A 17001-nucleotide genomic window follows, 5' to 3' on the forward strand; every position below is an offset into this window, starting at 1 on the left:
TTTGTGGTTCAGGCATTATCTTCAACCCTTGACTCATAGACGGGTCAATAGCTTGATTGACTCTTTTTATTAAGCCACGTCAACAAGCAATTAAGCATGACCCAGCAAACGAAAATTCCAGTTTTCCACTTCGCCTGTAGCAATCCGTTTTTCGACATTAGCACGCCAGCTATTAGACAAGCGCTCTTGGGCAATAAGCTCCTCTAGCCCCTGTGGGTTTAACGGATCACCAAAGTAACGCTCACAAACGGCAAGGATCGAGAGTGGATTTTTCACTCGCTCAAGCAAAATCAAGGGCTGCTCTGGACTCACTTTACCCGCTTGTATCACTCGATATAACCAACCGCAACGGCTGACATCTTGCATATCCACGGAAAAGTTTTCGACACCCCAGCGTTGGCTCAGCTTCATACAAGGTGAGCGGGGCTGACTAACTTCAATAATTGCTTCACCCCATTGGTAACGATCCCCAATGCAAACATCCGACTCAGTCATACCCATCGAGCTGATGTTCTCTCCCATCCCCGGCGCACACCATTGAGAGTCACTGCGGTATTTATTCGCCCAGTAGTCATAATGTTCCGCAGGATATTGATGCAAAGCGCGCTCAACGCCACCATGAAATTTGGTCTCAAAGCACTCATCTCCTTCTAACCCCGTCGGAGTAAGGAGGATTTCATCCGTCACTTGAGATTTATTCATAGCGGTTTGCATACCATGAAATTGTGCGACTTTACCGCGATATACTCCGGCAATAGGATAGATTGTCATGGTCATTGAAGCTCCTTACTCGTCAAGATGTGAAGAAAATATCGCTGAGTGTACCAGCCCAATAATGCAAGATTAAAGCCCAGCGTTCAGGATAAAATCACAACTCGACGCTAACCATCACACAACGACATAAATCGACTACTTGCAGATGAACACAACACGCCATTGCACCAAATTTCACTACTTAACCAATGGAGTCGACGTTTACTCTTCACCCATCGTGCTTGCACGTAGAGCGTTTGTCCAATAGGTATCGGCTGATGAAAGCGAACCTCTAAGCTAGCCGTCATAGCGGTAATATCTAAATTGAATAGACAATGCAGCATAGCACTATCGTGCAACGTCGTGACTAAACCGCCTTGCATTACGCCGTCGTAGCCCTGCACCTCTTGTGTTGCTACAATTGTGGCTTGAACGCTATGGGTGTTTGTTGGGATGAACTCAATACATTGTTCAGAAAAGAATGGTTGGCAACACACCGCGCATTGGCAGTGTGATTTGGCTTTAGATGACACCATTATTTGCCCTTATTTTTGAGAGAGAAAATCGACATGGCTCGGCCTAAAATACAACGCAAAATCTGTACTCGCGCGCCTTACTCTTGCTTTAAGCCTAATGGCGTACCGATGACAGAGCTGCAACACATCGAACTCCAAGCGGAAGAGCTAGAAGCGTTACGTTTAGCCGATCAAGAAGGGCTGAGCCAACTCGATGCCGCCGCGCAAATGCAGGTCTCTCGCCAAACCTTCGGCAACATCGTTAAGCGGGCCCGAGCCAAAGTGGCAAATTGCTTGGTCAACGGTCATGCCTTGGTGCTAGCAACTGATCAAGATACGCCTGTGCAAACAGGATCGGCTGACTGAGCAGCTAAGCAACCAAGCAACAAAACAACAAAGCAACTAAGTGGCTCACCTGTGTTAAGTATTGGGCTCACTAATTTGGTACAAGGTTTTACGATGTTCATCGCACACTTCTTCGCAATTGCATTCACGCTCAATATCAATATTGGCTAACCCACCGCAACTGCCTGCAATGGGTTTACGAGAAAACAGCACACCAATAGCCATGAGACTAATCACCACGACAAAACCAATCAAAGCGAAGATAAAGGTCATTTGGCGATCCTTTTTATCAAGGTAAAGCCTTTTTGCAATGAGCTCATAATTGGCGATGGAGTACTGGCGGCTGATTGACTACCGCATGATTTTTTACTGCCACAACAACTGGTCGTCTTCTTAGGTTCCTTACCATAATCCAAGCAAGTCACTGGCATTAGCACTGCGTAATCCAACTGGCGAATATCTGCTTTTGGCGGTGCAGCAAAAACCTCAAGATTAAGATCAAACAAAGCACTCAGCATTTTCCTACCAATTGAACGCACGACGACCGCATTGACGTTTTGTGCGGCCATTAATGCCATCCACTGCTTTTTCTTACCACAATTCGAAGCCGTTTCTTCAAGAGTGATGAGCTGATAAGTGCCGGTGGTTTGATTGAAGATCGCCACTTGTGGCGCACGAGAGAAGTGATTGGAAACAAGATTATCAAGACAAGGAATTGCGTAGATCATAGTGGCTCCTGCCCTATAAGAACAAAAGCACACTATATCGCCAGTTATTGGCATATGCTAATAACTAATTTGGAAAATTAGATTGTGAAAGTTATCGCAATCAGTGTGTCACTAACGGCTCACCTTTCTTAGCAGAGTATCAATCGATGCCTTAGGCGTTTTCGCTATCTTCGTCATTAATTCAAAACTTGGCTGCGTAATCCCATATTTATCGCGTAACGTCGCCAATTGAACACGCCATAACTTTGCCGTCATTTCCGCATCTGCTAATGCTCGGTGAAATACGCCATCATTATCGATTTGGTGATAACGAACTAAATCCCCCAACTTGTGGGATGACGTTTCTTGATGCAATCGGCGTGATACCAATAAAGAGCATGCAAACTGGCCATCGTAATCGCGTTTAATGAGGGCGAGTTCGCCATCTAAAAAACGTTGATCGAATGATGCATTGTGCGCCAATAAATTACTGCCTTGAATAAAGTCAGCAAATTCATCCATCACTTCTGCACAGCGCGGAGCACCACTTAGCATGTTGTTGGTAATACCGGTATAACCTTCAATGAAACTACTCACGCGAAAACCTGGATTCATCAAGCGTTGAAATCGATCAACCACTTCTCCTTGATGCAATTTCACGGCACCAATTTCAATGGCTCGATCGCCTTGTTGAGGAGAAAGTCCCGTGGTCTCGAAGTCGAGCACAATTATTGAATCCGCCATAGAAGGAATAGACACACATCACCTATATCAATGTAAAAATACCCGCGCAGTGTAACCACACTTATCGGTTAGCGCAAAGCGCATTGAGCGCTGATTTTTTGCGCAAAAAAAATTTGACCTATCTCATTAAAATATCAAATTTTATCGCCAAATTTTTGGCTGTTACATTTGTTCGATAAAGAGAACCGGCTTTAATCTGGTTAAGCTACGTTAAATTAAAAGCAATATTAACAATAACTTACAGAAAAACAGCTCTCACTCAATCATCACAGCCAAACGCCAAATTTCAGACTGGCCATCAAGATGGTTCATAAATGATCTTTTATTGTTCATATTTGTCTATTTTGCAAAACATTGCGTTCAATTGTTATCGCTATAATCAGCGAGATTTCATAAATAACAATAACTAAGCACGTACACATTCATAAAGGTATATGAACATGTTCAATAGTATTCGCACACAAATTGCTGTCAGCGCGGGGGTGGCGATGGCCTTCACCCTATTGATCGCGATGGGGATGACAACCAACGCTTTTACCAAAGTTAACCAACAGATTTCCAGCAAGGTTTCTGACCAGCTGACTGAAGCCACCACTTCTCACTTACGTTCTACCGCTTCAGAGCAAGGCAAAACTATCGCCAATGAGCTGTTTCCCGTCACTCGCAGCTTAAGCCAATTACGCTCAATTATGGAGCAAAGTGCCCAAGATCATGCTGGAGCCGATGCACTGGTTAATCATTTTACGGCGGCGCTAAAAGCCCAAGATGAAGCGGTTTTTGCCGGTTACATGGTATTTGAAGAAAAAACCTGGCCGCAGGAAAGTGAAGCCAAAGCAGGAAGCGCTTTCAACGAAAACGGCGTATTGGCGCCTTTTTTCTCACCTAATAATCAAGGCAGTTTTGATGCTTTAGGCATGGCAAGCTTTTCCAACACTGCCATGAATGCAAATGGTGAGCGCGTCGATGATTGGCACCTAATGCCGTATCAAACGGGTCGTACCTTCGTGATGGAACCTTACATGTACCCTGTGCGTGGCAAGCAGGAACTGATCACCACCATCAGCCAACCAATCAAAGTCAACGGCAAGATCATTGGTTCATTGGGTTTCGACCTGGCACTGACCCAATTACAAGCGCAGAGCCAATCACTCGCGAGTGATCTATTTGAAGGCGAAGGCAATATCATCATCGCTTCTTGGAAAGGGGCAACGCTGGCTAACGCTAATCTACCCGCAACTGTCGGTAAAAAAGTCCCGAGCCAGTTATACAATCAATGGTCAAAAATCCAAAACCTCGCCTCAGGTACAGCGATTGGTATGATGACGCAAAACGGCCAAGAGTACGCCATCACTTCTGTTAACACCTCTGGTGCAGCATGGATTGTTATCGTGTCAGTACCAACTCATGTATTGCAAAAAAGCATTTCCGACTTCAATAGTTGGAATAGCGAGATGAATAGCCAAGCGATCCAGCAAGGCGTGACCGCCGGCATTTTAGCGATGCTATTTGGGGTAGCCGCAATGACCTTTATTGCGCACTCACTAGGCAAAGTACTAGGCAACTTAGTGGAGCGTTTTAAAGATGTCGCACAAGGCGATGGCGATCTGACTTATCGCTTAGAAGTGAAAGGCAAAGATGAAACCGCCCAGCTATCACATTGGTTCAACGCCTTCCTAAGCCGTATGCAAGAGATGTTACGATCGGCTAAAGAGACCGCGGTTCAAGTGGATTCAAGCGCTCGCAAAGGCCAAGAGAGTGCAGATATATCGAAAGATAAGCTCAACGGTCAGCTAAATGAAGTCAATTCACTAGCAACGGCCATCAATGAAATGACCGCGGCCGCGCAAGAAGTTGCCAACTCAGCGGTACAAGCTGCGACAGCGGCAAGCCAAGTCCAATCTAATAGCCAAAATGGTATGGCACGCATGGATAATGCAGCACATGCCGTTGAGGCATTGGCGCAGCAAGTCAACAATGCCCAAGTGCAAACACTGAGTTTGGCGGAATCGAGCGCAAGCATTCAAGGTATTCTGTCTGAAATTGGCGGCATTGCTGAACAGACCAACTTATTAGCACTGAATGCAGCGATTGAAGCGGCACGCGCAGGTTCTGCTGGCCGTGGTTTTGCCGTGGTTGCGGATGAGGTACGTAACTTAGCCAATCGCACTCAAAGCTCTACTGAAGAGATTCGTAGCATGCTGGCACATCTAGAGCGTGATACGCAGACAATTGTTGAATTAATGGAGCAGAGCCAAGAACAAGCGGCAGATACCAAGAATGAAACCCAAGCAGCGCAAACGGCCTTAGCGGAGATCAACCAAGCGATTGATGTGATTAACGACATGAACAACCAAATCGCCTCTGCTGCTGAAGAGCAGAGTTTGGTTGCAGAAGAGATCAACCGTAATGTGGTGATCATTAACGACACCGCCGTTGATGTGATGGACACAATGACGACGTCTGTTGATATCAGCAATGAGTTGTCAGGACGCGCCTCTGATCTTCACGATGAGTTGAACAAATTTAAGATCTGAGTTTAACCCTCATGCTACAAATCGCAGCGCCCAATTGGGCGCTGTTTTTTTATTTCGCTATCTCGAAGGAAGCAAAGAACATGGCCTAGATATACTCACCACTATGGCTGACCTTCGATTATTTTTACCCCTGCCGGAATATCAACCCAAGATTGTTTTTCTTTCACCCACACGTGCACTGTTGGGGCAAATAGTGAGTCATCGGCCAAATTCGCCGGTTTAAGTTTGAGTTTGATTAACTGCGGATGCTCGGGGTCAAAATGATAAATGCGGTTACCACACCCGCCACAAAACTTGGCACAATTGACATTGCCACTGTCTGCGGGCCGGCTCCAATCTGACATCTCACCATGAAAATCAATATCTTCCGCTTTCACTACTGCTGTAACGCTAAATGGCGCTGTAGAGAGCTTCTGGCACTCTTTACAATGGCATGCCGCCACCATTTGCGGTGCCGCTTTTAATTGGTAGGAAACTTGGCCACATTGGCACTGTGCTGTAATTGGGTAAGTCATATCTATTCCTTTATCTATGACGATCATTCATCGCTTGTGGCACATCACTATCGCAATAATACCCAGTAATTTTCAAGCACAATGATTATTTATATGACCTAACTCAAGCGAGTCAGTCTTAAACGCTCTGTTTCCACCATCGCTTTCCCGCTTAAAGTTTTTGCTTTGTTATCAACATTAAAAACCGCATCAATGATGTTTGTGCATCACGATTTAATAATCGGCAAGCGGCGGTTAAATCCGCAGTTGTTGTGGGCTGGATGCCTTTGATATCGAGCGCAACATCAAGTTCTGTTATGTGTAGTGCACGAGTAATAGCGCGAAACTGAGACAGTTTCATATCCGATTCGCCTCGTTCGATACGCTGATAAGTTTTTAAGCTCATACCCGCAATCTCGGCAATTTCCACGCGTGTCATACTGGCTGATTTACGTCTATTAATTAGAACCATCACTATAGGGTCAATCATCACAAGCTCCTAAAAAAGGACAGATTTGACCTATCTAACGCAATAAGCAGACCATGTTGACCACCCCATATTTACCCCCTATTCCACTGTTCGCACAATGCGCTGATTTTTAAACAGTTAGCATCGAACCGTTGGTATTAAATGAACAAGAATAATGAAATTTTTGATGCAGAGTGCAATGAGTCACTTCGCAATTTGCGACTCCTTATTGCAAAATTAATTAACGGCATTGAGCAAATTGCGATGGATTCACAAGATGAATCTTTAACGCGAATTAAACAGTCTCAATACCGCTTATTGAAATACAAAGAGCTATTATTGCACTTACCTCACATTGATGAGAGTGAGCTGCTGTTTGCTCGTACTGAACTGTCAAAAAACGAAAAGCAAATAGCAAAACTCGGTCTTGAAGCGCTGACGTTTGCTATTGATGAGCTAGACAAACAACTGACTTAGTCATTGAAACAAAAAAAGCCGAGTAAAATCGGCTTTTTTAAACGATAGTAAATTTCGCGTTAGTCGATCACTAACGAACCATCGGCATTGAACTTCCAACAATCACCATAAGCAACTTCCCACAGATGACCATCAGGATCGGCAAAATAACCACTATAACCACCCCAGAATACATCTTGAGCGGGCTTTTCAATTGTGCCCCCAGCCTTCGCTACCACCGTTAGTATTTCATCAACTTCACCGCGGCTACGTGTATTATGTGCGATCGTTACTCCCGTGAACCCTTCGCGGTAACCAACGTATTTATTAGAAATGTCACGCGCGAGAGCATTGATCGGATATAAGGCTAAGCAGACGCCACCGGTTTTGAAAAAGACAATGCCTTCAGCTGGAGAATAAGTGGTTGGGAAACCAAGTGCTGTATAGAAGTTATACGATGTCTCTAGATCTTTTACGCCAAGCGTAATAATGCTGATACGAGGTTCCATTTAAGCTCACCTTATTTGAATGACGCGAGTTCATAAATGGAAAATATAACCACCAGATTGGAGGTAAATTCATCTTATGCACGCCAATATTTATCTCAATTGTGTGAAGTATAACCATATTTTGACCATGTAAAAACCTAATTTTGTTAACAAAATCAAAATTCCAGATTATCTGCTGATTCAAAAACACATAATGATGCCGCTCATCGTTTACAGAAGCCCCCGCACCTATCTGTGATCTTCAACACGAGAATTGAATGCCGGTCTCATTTTTTTGTAAAGAAATGCAACTACATGTCGATATCTTAACCGTGTTGGACATCTCTACGAATGGAAGTCATCGCCGAATAGGGTAAGCAGGCGTAAAACCTCACAATAACGACATGCTATAAAAAGGCAGATCAACCAATGAAATTAAATTCAATTAGCATCAAGCAAAAGGTGGTGGCAGGTATCACCTTAGCCGTGCTTTCATCCACAATTATTATGGGCGTCATCGCCCAGAAACAGTCTCGTAGCTTACTTGAACACCACCTTATAGAAATTGAGCTTCCGTCGATCCTTGACGACATTAGTAATCAGATCGACCGTGAAGTAAGCGAAATGCTGCTGGCAGCTGAACAAATCACCAATAACGAGTTTATCAAACACGCCGTCGATGGCACTGAAATCGATGCCAGTGTACAAGCGATGTTAGTCCAAGAACTCAAGAACGTTCGTCAGCAGTACGACCTAAATGATGCCTCGGTTGCAAACCGAGAAACGGCTTATTACTGGAACCAAGACGGCTTCTTACGTCAGCTAAACCAACAACAAGATGGTTGGTTTTTTGGCTTTACTCAATCGGGTAATGCAACCTCAGTCAGTATCTTTCAAGAGCCAAATGGCGATGTGAAAATGTTCACCAATTTTCAGCTATTGCACGGCTTAACCATGGCTGGTCTATCTAAATCAATGGATGACATGGTGTCGCTACTTAACAATTTTAGAATTGAGCAAAGTGGCTTTGTCTTCCTTACGGATGCGAATGGCAACATCAAAATTCATCGTGATGGCAACGCAACACGCAGCTCTTTGGATAATCTTTACGGCGTTGGTACTGCGAAACTACTTAATAAGTCAGGTTTCAATCTCATCGAAGCGGAATACCAAGGCGAACAGGTCTTTGTTTCGAGCACCTACGTTCCATCCATGGATTGGTTCGTTATCGGCGTGGTTCCTGTTGAAGAAGTGTTTGCTGATCTTGCCGCAGTAGCAAAACAAATGATGCTCACCACCGCCTTAATTGCGGTGCTATTTATCATCATGGGTGTGTTATTAGCCAATAGCATTACTCGCCCTATTCGTGCTATCGCAGCGCGTTTTAGCGACTTAGGTAAAGGGGATGGGGATTTATCACAACGTATTGAAATTAAGAGTAGTGATGAAATCGGCCAATTATCAGAAGGCTTTAACGGCTTTATTGAAAAGATCCACCAATCGATGAAAGAGGTTGCATCCACCAGTCATGCACTGCAATCTGCGGCGGATAATGTGTCTAACCGTGCCAACTCAACCTACGACAATAGCCAGCTGCAACGCGACCAAACGATTCAAGTGGTCACTGCGATCAATCAGATGGGCGCAACCATTAGTGAAATCGCCTCAAACGCTGCAACCGCGGCAGATACCGCAGCGCTCGCCTCTGATAATACTCAGATGGGGCAAAACGTCGTCAACAAGGCGAAAAATGTGATCAGCCGTTTAGCCGCAGACATCGACCATACTGGCCAAGTCGTGGGGCAGCTAGCGTCAACTACTCAAGAGATCGGTTCAATTTTGGATGTTATCCGTGATATTTCAGATCAAACGAATCTACTTGCATTGAACGCAGCGATTGAAGCAGCACGCGCGGGTGAGCAAGGCCGTGGATTTGCGGTTGTTGCAGATGAAGTTCGCAACCTAGCGAGCCGCACCGCATCTTCTACCGACGAAATTCAGAAGATGATTAACCAGCTACAAGGTGACGCGAAAGACGCGGTAACCGCAATGGAAGCGGGCAAGGCGCTGACTTATGAAGGCGTGTCATCGTCTGACGAAGCGGCCGAAGTTCTGACTCATATCTCGGAGCGTATTCACGATATTACCGATCGTAATACCCAAGTTGCAACGGCAACCGAAGAGCAGTCAACCGTGGTTTATACCATCAACAACAATATCGAAGAGATCAACGCGATCAATGAAGCAACCACAGGGACAGCAGAGGAATTAGCTTTAGCTAGTGGAGAACTCAAAGAGCTTTCTCAACGTTTAGATACCATGGTGGGTAGCTTTAAGCTGTAGCGTTTACAATACAACGCTTTTAATACACCAAAGCCTCGCACCGCGAGGCTTTTTAATGCTAATCAGACTAAGAAGATGATTAGCAGTGGGGGCATGCTTTTGATTTCTGAAGATAATCAATCACATTACCATGCTTATCCAGAGTCAGATCACAGCACTCTTCAAACAGCTTTTTAAGCTCTGTACGGCTCTTTTGCACGCGAGATTTCAGTGTGGAGTAGCTGACACCTTGCTGCTCGGCCAACTCTTTTTGACTAACTCCACCAAGCTCAACACTTCCGAGAAGTTCAGCACTCGACTCTGGCAATGCTTGAATAAATGGCGCAATACAATTTGCCAGTTCTTGCTCAACACTTTCAGGCACTTGTTCAAACCATAAATCATCCGCTTGTAGATCATTATCGCGTTGAGTACGAGCACGCTTGCGATAAAAATCGATAATGGTTCGCTGCGCCAATTGAAACAACCAAGACTTCACGCTTGATTCATTTTGTACATCCGCCAAGCTTTGGTAGGTCTTGATCAAAATCTCTTGTTGTAGGTCTTCAACGTCTGCCTCATTAGCGACTTTACTATGCAAAAACGCTTTCAATGAATGCTGGTATTGGCGCCATACCTCATCAAGATTCAGTAAATTATTGGCATTTTTCATCAGCGCAGCATTCCGCTTGTAAAAAACCAATCACGCCTTCTAAGCATTGATATTCCGCCACACAATACAGAGTTCGCCCTTCGCGACGTTGACTGATCAAACCGGCTGAAGCAAGGCTGGCAATATGATGAGATAACGTGGAGCCAGGAATATCTAATTGCTCTTGTAATCCACCCACCGCAATGCCTTGATACCCTGCTTTCACCACACTTTTGTAGATAGATAAACGGGTTGGATGGCCAAGCTCTTTTAACGCTTTAGCAACAGCTTCGAGTTCCATTGTATTCACCGATTAGTTTGCTTCGATTTACTATATATTTCCAAAATAATCGAAATATCACTAAAAAGCAATCTCGTTACTTCAAATCGCGGATGTAGGGAAAAGTTTCATTGGAACTATTTCCACTAAGTTGAAACTCTAATGAGAGCCGGTCACAACCAACTTTTGGACAAAACCTTCTTAGAGTAATCACTTAAATTAGGAAAATGCGGATAACCTGGGGTATCGGGAAGTCACTTAGTGAAGTGTCCAGTCCTACTGGTACAGATCAGATTGAGGCTACTTTGTTAGTCCGACAGCTATCAACAAAACTGTAGCAGTCACGCTCACTGTCGGTCTGAGGTGTCCATGGAAATTACGTGCATTAGATATTTTCTAAATCATATGGCTACATATATAATCAAGCCAGCCATTCTTTACTGATGAGCTATAGGCTGCTGATGATTTAGCCTTAAACTCCATCTTGCTAGAGTACTTAAGAGCTTCTTGCCTACAGTTTTCTTTTATTTGCCAGTGGCCTCTCGGTTTTCGATTAGACTTCATGTGGCTACAAATCTCATCAAGCCAGCCATTATTTCTCGCTGAACTATAAGCACTTTTGTTATTCAAATTGAACTCAGTTCTCGTATTGTAAAGTAATGCTGCCTCATAGCACCTTTCTTTATTCCAGTACCCAGTAGGTCGCTGCACAGAAGTCATATGGTTACATATATCCTCTAGCCATTTATTTTTCTTGGCTGAATCATATGCGCCAGAAGCTCCCTTACTAAAATCAGATCTGGTTGTATATTTCAAAGCTTCAACTTCGCATGCTTCTTTATCCCAAAATCCATTTTGCTTTTTGCGCATATCCATGTGATAGCATACTTCGTTTATCCAGCCATTTCTGTATGCAGCTCTCATCGCTAAAGGAGAATGTTTTTTGAACTCACCTCGTGTTTTATATTTCTTAGACTCCGATTTACAACGCTCTAAAGTCCAATAACCATTCGGTGTAGAGAGTCTTTCCATATGAGCACAAACTTTATCCGTCCAGCCTTCTCTACACGCAACTACGTATGCCGAGTTATTTCCTTGTATAAACTCTTTCCGTGTTTTGTACTTCGCTGCTTCTTGCTCAACATGCTCATATGTCCAACATACTTTCTCTGACATATGAGACGTAGCCTCTTCGAGCCAACCTTTTTCACAGGCAATTCTGTAGGCTGAATTGGGTGCATTTTTGAAGTCTATTCTCGAAGTGTACTTTCTAGCTTCATGCTTGACTCTTTTAAAAGTCCATGGTTCTTTACCACCAAGCGCTCCTAGTGCGCTTTCATTGTTTAGTAGCTTAAAACCCTTATCTCGATACTTTTGAACATATTCCGACTCTAACTGAGCTGCTAAAGATGCATCAATGTACTTGGTAAGTTTCTCGTACTTTGTATCTGGATATGTCACTAACTCCTTTGTTGAGTGACCATAACCATTTTTATGCTCTAGCATCCTCTTTTGGAATGAGAATGTTAGGCCAACATAAGCCTCGTTGCGCTCCACACTGAAAATAGCGTAAATGCACCGTTTAGCTCTATTTCCGATATGTTCCATATGTGAACATATATCATCCATCAACTTGTGCCGTAGTGCATACCCGTATGCCGAACTACAGTTTTTTTCAAATTCCATTCTAGATTTATATTTTAGAGCTTCTTGCCTAACTCTCTCTTCAGTCCAAAAACCTTTAGGTTTTCTAACTTCTTCAATATGAGCATACATCCGAGGTAACCAACCATTTTTTTGTGCAGCACCATATGCGCCCTTGTTTCCAGTACCGTATTGAAATTCGGAGGGAGTTTTACATTTTTTAGCCACTTCTAAAGCTCTAGCAAACGTCCAGTAACCTGATTGTTTCTTGGTGTACTCCATGTGGGAACATACGTCCTCTAGCCATCCATTTCTTCTAGCAGCAGAAAAGGCTCCACCTGAACCTTGTTTAAACTTGCTTCTTTGTTTGTACTTAAGAGCCTCTTCACGAACAGCGCTTAATGTCCACTTTTTTCTTGTCATAAATATCTCATTGCTTGTTTAAGAGTTCACCAGAACCAAAGTGATTGGCTCACCTTCTCATACTAAACGGGCTAAAAGAATAAGATAAACTATGGCAATGGGTAGACAAGCAAATTCTAGAGCTTAATTGCTCTAGCAAGAAAAGGGGCAGAAACGTTTTAGATTGTTAGCTCGAAAGTATAGGTTCAACGGACCAATAAGGGCGAAGAAATCAGCAGACTGATAAACGGGACATACCAATTCAGTTAGCAGCAACCAAAAACAAAAAGGCGAACCCATTCGATTCGCCTTGCATCAATTAAGCGAAACTTCTACTTCAACGGGTCGTTATCCGGTAAGGCGCTATGAATCCAAAGTGCTAGCCGGTGTTTGATATTCGCACCATCAAGCTTACTTTCAGGGAGTGGCATGATCTGTTTGGCATCAACCAAAAATAGATAAATCGCTTTTACTCTTAGTGGTTGTGGTGATTGCGGAAGTTCAAAACCTTGCATTTTTGCCATCTTCCCGCCAATCTCAAGTGCCTTTTTAACCAGTTTATCTTCGTTATGAAGCTTGGTGCTTTTTGACATTAATAGAATCCTCTTCTTCACTTGCACTTAGAATACCTTAACTGCCACAACCCGCGTGTTAGTAAGCTCTCATATTGATAAGTTTGGGCTATATTCCATCACCCAGCGCGTTTGATTAGGTCCAAAGTAATCTGCTTCTTCCGCAATTTTACTAAAGCCAAGTGATTGATATAGACGCAGTGCCGCGGGGTTTTCAGGGTCAACCGTTAAGCGCACGCGAGCGTAACTCTGCTGCTCCAGTAATTGAGTCAGTAGTTTGCGCCCAATGCCTTGACCTTGCAGTTCAGGCGACACTGCCACAGATAGAATCCAACCGATATCTTGCGTTTCACTTTGCGCGAGGATCAAAAACGCCTGCATCTTTTGCTCTTGAAACGCAGCAAAGCATCCTTTTGGCCAGCAATCGTAAGACTGACGAAAAAAGAAATCCGGCAGAGCATGAGCGCCAAAGCATTGCTGTTCTAGCTGCGCCATCATGGCAAATTCATCTTGTTCTATTGCGCGATAAGTAACTGTCATATTGTCGTTAATCAGTATATTAGGGATCATTCCAGGCGTATTAGGTATGTTAACATCACATACACTAAAACGAGAGGCGTATCGCAGACTGCGGGGGCAGAGGCTGTCATTTGCCTGCAATGAGTTCATCACGTTGGTTCTTTCTTCACATGATGATTGTAACGTCCAAGCAGACAGCCATCTTTTTCCCTATCCGCGAATTCTAAACAACGCTCCTCTTAAGCTCCTCCGTAACTCCGATGCGTTATCTTTCCTTTTATACCCTTAACGAGAATCCTCCGTAATTCATTGATTTAATACCATTTAAAATTAAAAAACCAAATTTAGATCGCACTCTCGCTAAGCCTCAAAAATATCACCTCACCCAATGTATAAAGTTGTCCCACACAATCATTTCGACATTTATCGAAATAACTCTTGATCATTCGGAGAATATTTCTATAATTCGAGAATATTCGAAATTAAAGGTAACGAGGCTCACATGAGTAATGAATTGATGACAATGGTACGCGACGCCCTAGATATGTTTGCGTTTTTAGCAGTGGAATTGATTATTCTATTTCTTGCAATCAGCTACATCGTTGGTGTGTTGCAAGAGTTTTTAACCCCAGAAAAGATCCAATCGATCTTAAGCTCGCGCAACGGTAAAGGGTATTTTATTGCTGCCTTACTTGGCTCTATCACGCCATTTTGCTCGTGCTCAACTATCCCTTTCTTAAAAGGGTTACTTCGTGCCCGAGCAGGTTTTGGCCCTATGATGGTGTTCTTGTTTGCAAGCCCACTGCTTAACCCTGTGATTATTGGTCTATTTGTGGTGACCTTTGGTTGGCAAGTTGCTCTGTTCTACTTCGCTATCGCGATGACAGTATCGGTAGTTTCTGGCTTTGTACTAGAAAAGTTAGGCTTTGAGCGTTACGTAAAACCGGAAGCGTATGAATCAGCTAATACCTCTAGCTGTTCGAGCCAGTCAAGCTGTGGTGATACTGCAAAAGTAGCAGAAGCAACGTCATGCTGTACAAAATCAGAGCCTGTTGCTGCACCAACAAGCTGCTGTACCAGTGCTAAAAAAGAACCAGAAGTAGCGGTTTCTTGCTGCGCTTCCGATGGCACGGCCACAGCAACAATGACAGAAACAAAACAACCAAGCCGTTGGATGCGTATTTGGCTGTCAACTTGGAAAGATTTTAAACAGGTACTGCCTTACCTAATGCTGGGTATTGCAATTGGCTCATTCATTTACGGTTTTATCCCAACTGAATTGATTGCTGAATATGCCGGCGCCGGCAAGTGGTATGCTATCCCTGTTGCCGCTGTGATTGGTATTCCATTGTATATTCGCGCAGAAGCCGTTATCCCACTAAGCGCAGCCCTAGTGCAAAAAGGGATGGCATTGGGTTCGGTAATGGCGTTGATCATTGGTAGCGCAGGCGCAAGTTTGACAGAAGTGATCTTGCTTAAATCTATCTTCAAAAATCAGATGATTGCAGCATTCTTGGTTGTAATTTTAGGTATGGCCATCAGCGCGGGTTATCTATACACCGTAATTTTTGGCTAACAAGCTATCTTAACTCAAAGCAATAAGCTGACTTTTTACAGCCATTGGTATTAAAACACCCGTGGCTGTTTTATTGTCTAGCAAGCGTGAGGCGTCAACTAACCTAGTAAATTTTACTTAAGCGCTCCCCATTAAGGCACACAAACCTATCTGACATAGCTTTACGATTAACGTGTTTATCCGTAACCTTTTGCGCTATATCAAAAATTTTCTACGCAAAATCGCAATATTGTTGACGCTTTCCTAGCGTAGTAAGGTATTTTGAGCCCATTCAACCATTGTCTAGATGCACTTTAACGCTGCATTACTACTTACGATAGATGGTAAAGCATATTGTACTATTTAGTGGAGTTACCTTTTGAGCCCAAAGCAAAAAACCGGATTCGCAACAATTTCTGATGTAGCTAATTTAGCAGGGGTTGGCAAAACCAGTGTATCTCGTTTTTTAAATGGTGAAAAAAGTAAGCTTTCTGAAGAGTTGCTTGAGAAGATCTCTCAAGCCATTACGACACTCAATTATCGTCCAAGCCAATCCGCACGAATGCTCAAAGCCGGCCAATCCAGATTAATCGGCTTAATCCTCGCCGATATTCGTAACCCGTACTCTATCGGCGTCATGCAAGGTATTGAACAAGCCTGTAAACAAGCTGGCTACATGCTGATGGTTTGCAACACTGATAACCAACTCGAACAACAGCAACGCTACATTGACTTGCTCAAGGACTATCGTGTTGATGGCATTATCATCAATATGCTTGGCATGGCTGATGAACAGATGGAGTCTTTTGCTCACATTGAATGCCCCTTTGTATTTGTGGATAGAACTAGCGATCAAATGGCTGTAGATAGCGTCGGATTAAACAATCACGAAGCGATGCAAATGGGGTGTGAGCATCTCCTAGAACAGAACTATGAATCGCTACTGGTCATCACTCAACCGCTCACCATCGCGCCACGAATTGAGCGCCTTGCATCTCTAAAAAGCTTCACGGTTCAAAAACAAGGGATGCGCTGTGAAGTCTTTGAAACAGATGGTGCAGATGCACCTCTCACGACAGCCATACAACAATTCTTGCGCAGCAATCGAGGTTTGAAAAAAGCCATTGTCACCACCAATGGTATGGCGACAATGCAGACAGCGAAAACCTTAAAGAAACTCAACATTCATTTGGGTTCACAAATTGGCCTACTTAGCGTCGATGATCCTGATTGGGTCGAACTGGTTGAAGGCGGTATCACAGCCTTACGCCAACCGACGAATGAGATAGGAGAAAAAGCCTGTAAACTACTGATTAATAGAATTAATGGTGACGATCGCCCCCCTATTAGCCTCCAACTTTCGGCGCAACTTATTGTGCGTAATTCCACTGCATTCTAGACATATACTCAACTAAAAATATTGCCAGCGAGCTCCCACTATTGAGCAATTTATCGTCAGCATGATCACAAATATCTAAAATCTCACTTCCTATGGAACCGATTCCAGACTAATTTCTGCGCATAACGTGAACACTCTATGCGGAGCAATA

Annotated in this window: 19 protein-coding genes; 6 read left to right on the plus strand and 13 right to left on the minus strand. The window is 43.7% G+C overall.

Annotated features, from left to right (window positions below; translation table 11 throughout):
• Window positions 1-90: 90 nt before the first annotated feature.
• Together RJD38_RS16235 and RJD38_RS16240 are read right to left on the minus strand one after the other, a co-directional pair.
• Window positions 91-777, minus strand: a complete 687-nt coding sequence (locus RJD38_RS16235; protein ID WP_065546588.1) for an MOSC domain-containing protein — start codon at window positions 775-777, stop codon at window positions 91-93.
• Window positions 778-881: 104 nt separating this feature from the next.
• Window positions 882-1289 (minus strand): PaaI family thioesterase, encoded by a 408-nt coding sequence (locus RJD38_RS16240; RefSeq protein WP_065546589.1) that lies wholly within the window; start codon window positions 1287-1289, stop codon window positions 882-884.
• A gap of 33 nt (window positions 1290-1322) precedes the next feature.
• Between RJD38_RS16240 and RJD38_RS16245 the strand changes: the two genes are divergently transcribed.
• Window positions 1323-1634, plus strand: coding sequence for a DUF134 domain-containing protein (locus RJD38_RS16245; RefSeq protein WP_065546590.1), 312 nt, complete (start codon window positions 1323-1325; stop codon window positions 1632-1634).
• Window positions 1635-1688: 54 nt separating this feature from the next.
• Here the strand turns inward: RJD38_RS16245 and nqrM are convergent, their stop codons facing one another.
• From nqrM to RJD38_RS16260, 3 genes are all read right to left on the minus strand, one after another.
• On the minus strand, window positions 1689-1886 hold the full coding sequence (gene nqrM, locus RJD38_RS16250) for a (Na+)-NQR maturation NqrM (RefSeq protein ID WP_005597745.1): 198 nt from the start codon (window positions 1884-1886) through the stop codon (window positions 1689-1691).
• Complete coding sequence (locus RJD38_RS16255) at window positions 1883-2341, minus strand: NifB/NifX family molybdenum-iron cluster-binding protein (RefSeq protein ID WP_005597743.1); 459 nt, start codon at window positions 2339-2341, stop codon at window positions 1883-1885. The genes nqrM and RJD38_RS16255 overlap by 4 nt, the downstream gene beginning before the upstream one ends.
• 111 nt (window positions 2342-2452) lie before the next feature.
• Window positions 2453-3064, minus strand: a complete 612-nt coding sequence (locus RJD38_RS16260) for a PolC-type DNA polymerase III (RefSeq protein WP_065546591.1) — start codon at window positions 3062-3064, stop codon at window positions 2453-2455.
• A gap of 440 nt (window positions 3065-3504) precedes the next feature.
• On the opposite strand from RJD38_RS16260, the gene RJD38_RS16265 reads away from it, so the two are divergent.
• On the plus strand, window positions 3505-5598 hold the full coding sequence (locus RJD38_RS16265; RefSeq protein ID WP_065546592.1) for a methyl-accepting chemotaxis protein: 2094 nt from the start codon (window positions 3505-3507) through the stop codon (window positions 5596-5598).
• Window positions 5599-5699: 101 nt separating this feature from the next.
• Here RJD38_RS16265 and RJD38_RS16270 read toward each other — a convergent pair whose 3' ends face one another.
• On the minus strand, window positions 5700-6113 hold the full coding sequence (locus RJD38_RS16270) for a GFA family protein (protein ID WP_065546593.1): 414 nt from the start codon (window positions 6111-6113) through the stop codon (window positions 5700-5702).
• A gap of 151 nt (window positions 6114-6264) precedes the next feature.
• A complete protein-coding gene (locus tag RJD38_RS16275; protein WP_005597738.1) occupies window positions 6265-6582 on the minus strand; it encodes a helix-turn-helix domain-containing protein in 318 nt (105 codons plus the stop codon).
• 141 nt (window positions 6583-6723) lie between these two features.
• Here RJD38_RS16275 and RJD38_RS16280 point away from each other — a divergent pair, with 141 nt between their 5' ends.
• On the plus strand, window positions 6724-7038 hold the full coding sequence (locus tag RJD38_RS16280) for a hypothetical protein (protein ID WP_065546594.1): 315 nt from the start codon (window positions 6724-6726) through the stop codon (window positions 7036-7038).
• Between the two features lie 59 nt (window positions 7039-7097).
• Here the strand turns inward: RJD38_RS16280 and RJD38_RS16285 are convergent, their stop codons facing one another.
• Complete coding sequence (locus RJD38_RS16285) at window positions 7098-7526, minus strand: VOC family protein (protein WP_065546595.1); 429 nt, start codon at window positions 7524-7526, stop codon at window positions 7098-7100.
• Window positions 7527-7934: 408 nt separating this feature from the next.
• Between RJD38_RS16285 and RJD38_RS16290 the strand changes: the two genes are divergently transcribed.
• Window positions 7935-9848, plus strand: a complete 1914-nt coding sequence (locus RJD38_RS16290) for a methyl-accepting chemotaxis protein (protein ID WP_065546596.1) — start codon at window positions 7935-7937, stop codon at window positions 9846-9848.
• Between the two features lie 79 nt (window positions 9849-9927).
• Here RJD38_RS16290 and sigZ read toward each other — a convergent pair whose 3' ends face one another.
• The 5 genes from sigZ to RJD38_RS16315 form a co-directional block, all read right to left on the minus strand.
• Complete coding sequence (gene sigZ, locus RJD38_RS16295) at window positions 9928-10500, minus strand: RNA polymerase sigma factor SigZ (RefSeq protein WP_005597726.1); 573 nt, start codon at window positions 10498-10500, stop codon at window positions 9928-9930.
• A complete protein-coding gene (locus tag RJD38_RS16300) occupies window positions 10484-10780 on the minus strand; it encodes an ArsR/SmtB family transcription factor (protein WP_005597725.1) in 297 nt (98 codons plus the stop codon). Before RJD38_RS16300 ends, sigZ begins: the two co-directional genes overlap by 17 nt.
• Before the next feature lie 375 nt (window positions 10781-11155).
• Window positions 11156-12826 (minus strand): GIY-YIG nuclease family protein, encoded by a 1671-nt coding sequence (locus RJD38_RS16305; RefSeq protein WP_367971659.1) that lies wholly within the window; start codon window positions 12824-12826, stop codon window positions 11156-11158.
• Window positions 12827-13137: 311 nt separating this feature from the next.
• Window positions 13138-13398, minus strand: coding sequence for a DUF5062 family protein (locus RJD38_RS16310; protein WP_005597713.1), 261 nt, complete (start codon window positions 13396-13398; stop codon window positions 13138-13140).
• A gap of 69 nt (window positions 13399-13467) precedes the next feature.
• Window positions 13468-13917 carry a GNAT family N-acetyltransferase gene (locus tag RJD38_RS16315; protein ID WP_367971660.1) on the minus strand — a complete coding sequence of 150 codons (450 nt, stop codon included), beginning with the start codon at window positions 13915-13917 and terminating at the stop codon, window positions 13468-13470.
• Between the two features lie 481 nt (window positions 13918-14398).
• Between RJD38_RS16315 and RJD38_RS16320 the strand changes: the two genes are divergently transcribed.
• Both RJD38_RS16320 and RJD38_RS16325 read left to right on the plus strand, forming a co-directional pair.
• Window positions 14399-15472: a permease gene (locus RJD38_RS16320; protein ID WP_065546601.1), complete on the plus strand. Its 1074-nt coding sequence runs from the start codon at window positions 14399-14401 to the stop codon at window positions 15470-15472.
• A 358-nt stretch (window positions 15473-15830) separates the two neighbouring features.
• The gene (locus RJD38_RS16325) at window positions 15831-16850 is read left to right on the plus strand and encodes a LacI family DNA-binding transcriptional regulator (protein WP_065546602.1); all 1020 of its coding nucleotides are present in this window, start codon (window positions 15831-15833) and stop codon (window positions 16848-16850) included.
• The last annotated feature ends 151 nt before the right edge of the window (window positions 16851-17001 follow it).

The organism is Vibrio scophthalmi (assembly GCF_040869025.1).
Lineage (GTDB): Bacteria > Pseudomonadota > Gammaproteobacteria > Enterobacterales > Vibrionaceae > Vibrio > Vibrio scophthalmi.

Coding starts and splice junctions, on each gene's coding strand:
- RJD38_RS16305 (WP_367971659.1), bottom strand. CDS start 12,826: ATGACAAGAAAAAAGTGGACATTAAGCGCTGTTCGTGAAGAGGCTCTT.
- RJD38_RS16320 (WP_065546601.1), top strand. CDS start 14,399: ATGAGTAATGAATTGATGACAATGGTACGCGACGCCCTAGATATGTTT.
- RJD38_RS16255 (WP_005597743.1), bottom strand. CDS start 2,341: ATGATCTACGCAATTCCTTGTCTTGATAATCTTGTTTCCAATCACTTC.
- RJD38_RS16275 (WP_005597738.1), bottom strand. CDS start 6,582: ATGATTGACCCTATAGTGATGGTTCTAATTAATAGACGTAAATCAGCC.
- RJD38_RS16245 (WP_065546590.1), top strand. CDS start 1,323: ATGGCTCGGCCTAAAATACAACGCAAAATCTGTACTCGCGCGCCTTAC.
- RJD38_RS16315 (WP_367971660.1), bottom strand. CDS start 13,917: ATGACAGTTACTTATCGCGCAATAGAACAAGATGAATTTGCCATGATG.
- RJD38_RS16270 (WP_065546593.1), bottom strand. CDS start 6,113: ATGACTTACCCAATTACAGCACAGTGCCAATGTGGCCAAGTTTCCTAC.
- RJD38_RS16285 (WP_065546595.1), bottom strand. CDS start 7,526: ATGGAACCTCGTATCAGCATTATTACGCTTGGCGTAAAAGATCTAGAG.
- RJD38_RS16235 (WP_065546588.1), bottom strand. CDS start 777: ATGACCATGACAATCTATCCTATTGCCGGAGTATATCGCGGTAAAGTC.
- RJD38_RS16240 (WP_065546589.1), bottom strand. CDS start 1,289: ATGGTGTCATCTAAAGCCAAATCACACTGCCAATGCGCGGTGTGTTGC.
- RJD38_RS16280 (WP_065546594.1), top strand. CDS start 6,724: ATGAACAAGAATAATGAAATTTTTGATGCAGAGTGCAATGAGTCACTT.
- nqrM (WP_005597745.1), bottom strand. CDS start 1,886: ATGACCTTTATCTTCGCTTTGATTGGTTTTGTCGTGGTGATTAGTCTC.
- sigZ (WP_005597726.1), bottom strand. CDS start 10,500: ATGAAAAATGCCAATAATTTACTGAATCTTGATGAGGTATGGCGCCAA.
- RJD38_RS16260 (WP_065546591.1), bottom strand. CDS start 3,064: ATGGCGGATTCAATAATTGTGCTCGACTTCGAGACCACGGGACTTTCT.
- RJD38_RS16265 (WP_065546592.1), top strand. CDS start 3,505: ATGTTCAATAGTATTCGCACACAAATTGCTGTCAGCGCGGGGGTGGCG.
- RJD38_RS16300 (WP_005597725.1), bottom strand. CDS start 10,780: ATGGAACTCGAAGCTGTTGCTAAAGCGTTAAAAGAGCTTGGCCATCCA.
- RJD38_RS16290 (WP_065546596.1), top strand. CDS start 7,935: ATGAAATTAAATTCAATTAGCATCAAGCAAAAGGTGGTGGCAGGTATC.
- RJD38_RS16310 (WP_005597713.1), bottom strand. CDS start 13,398: ATGTCAAAAAGCACCAAGCTTCATAACGAAGATAAACTGGTTAAAAAG.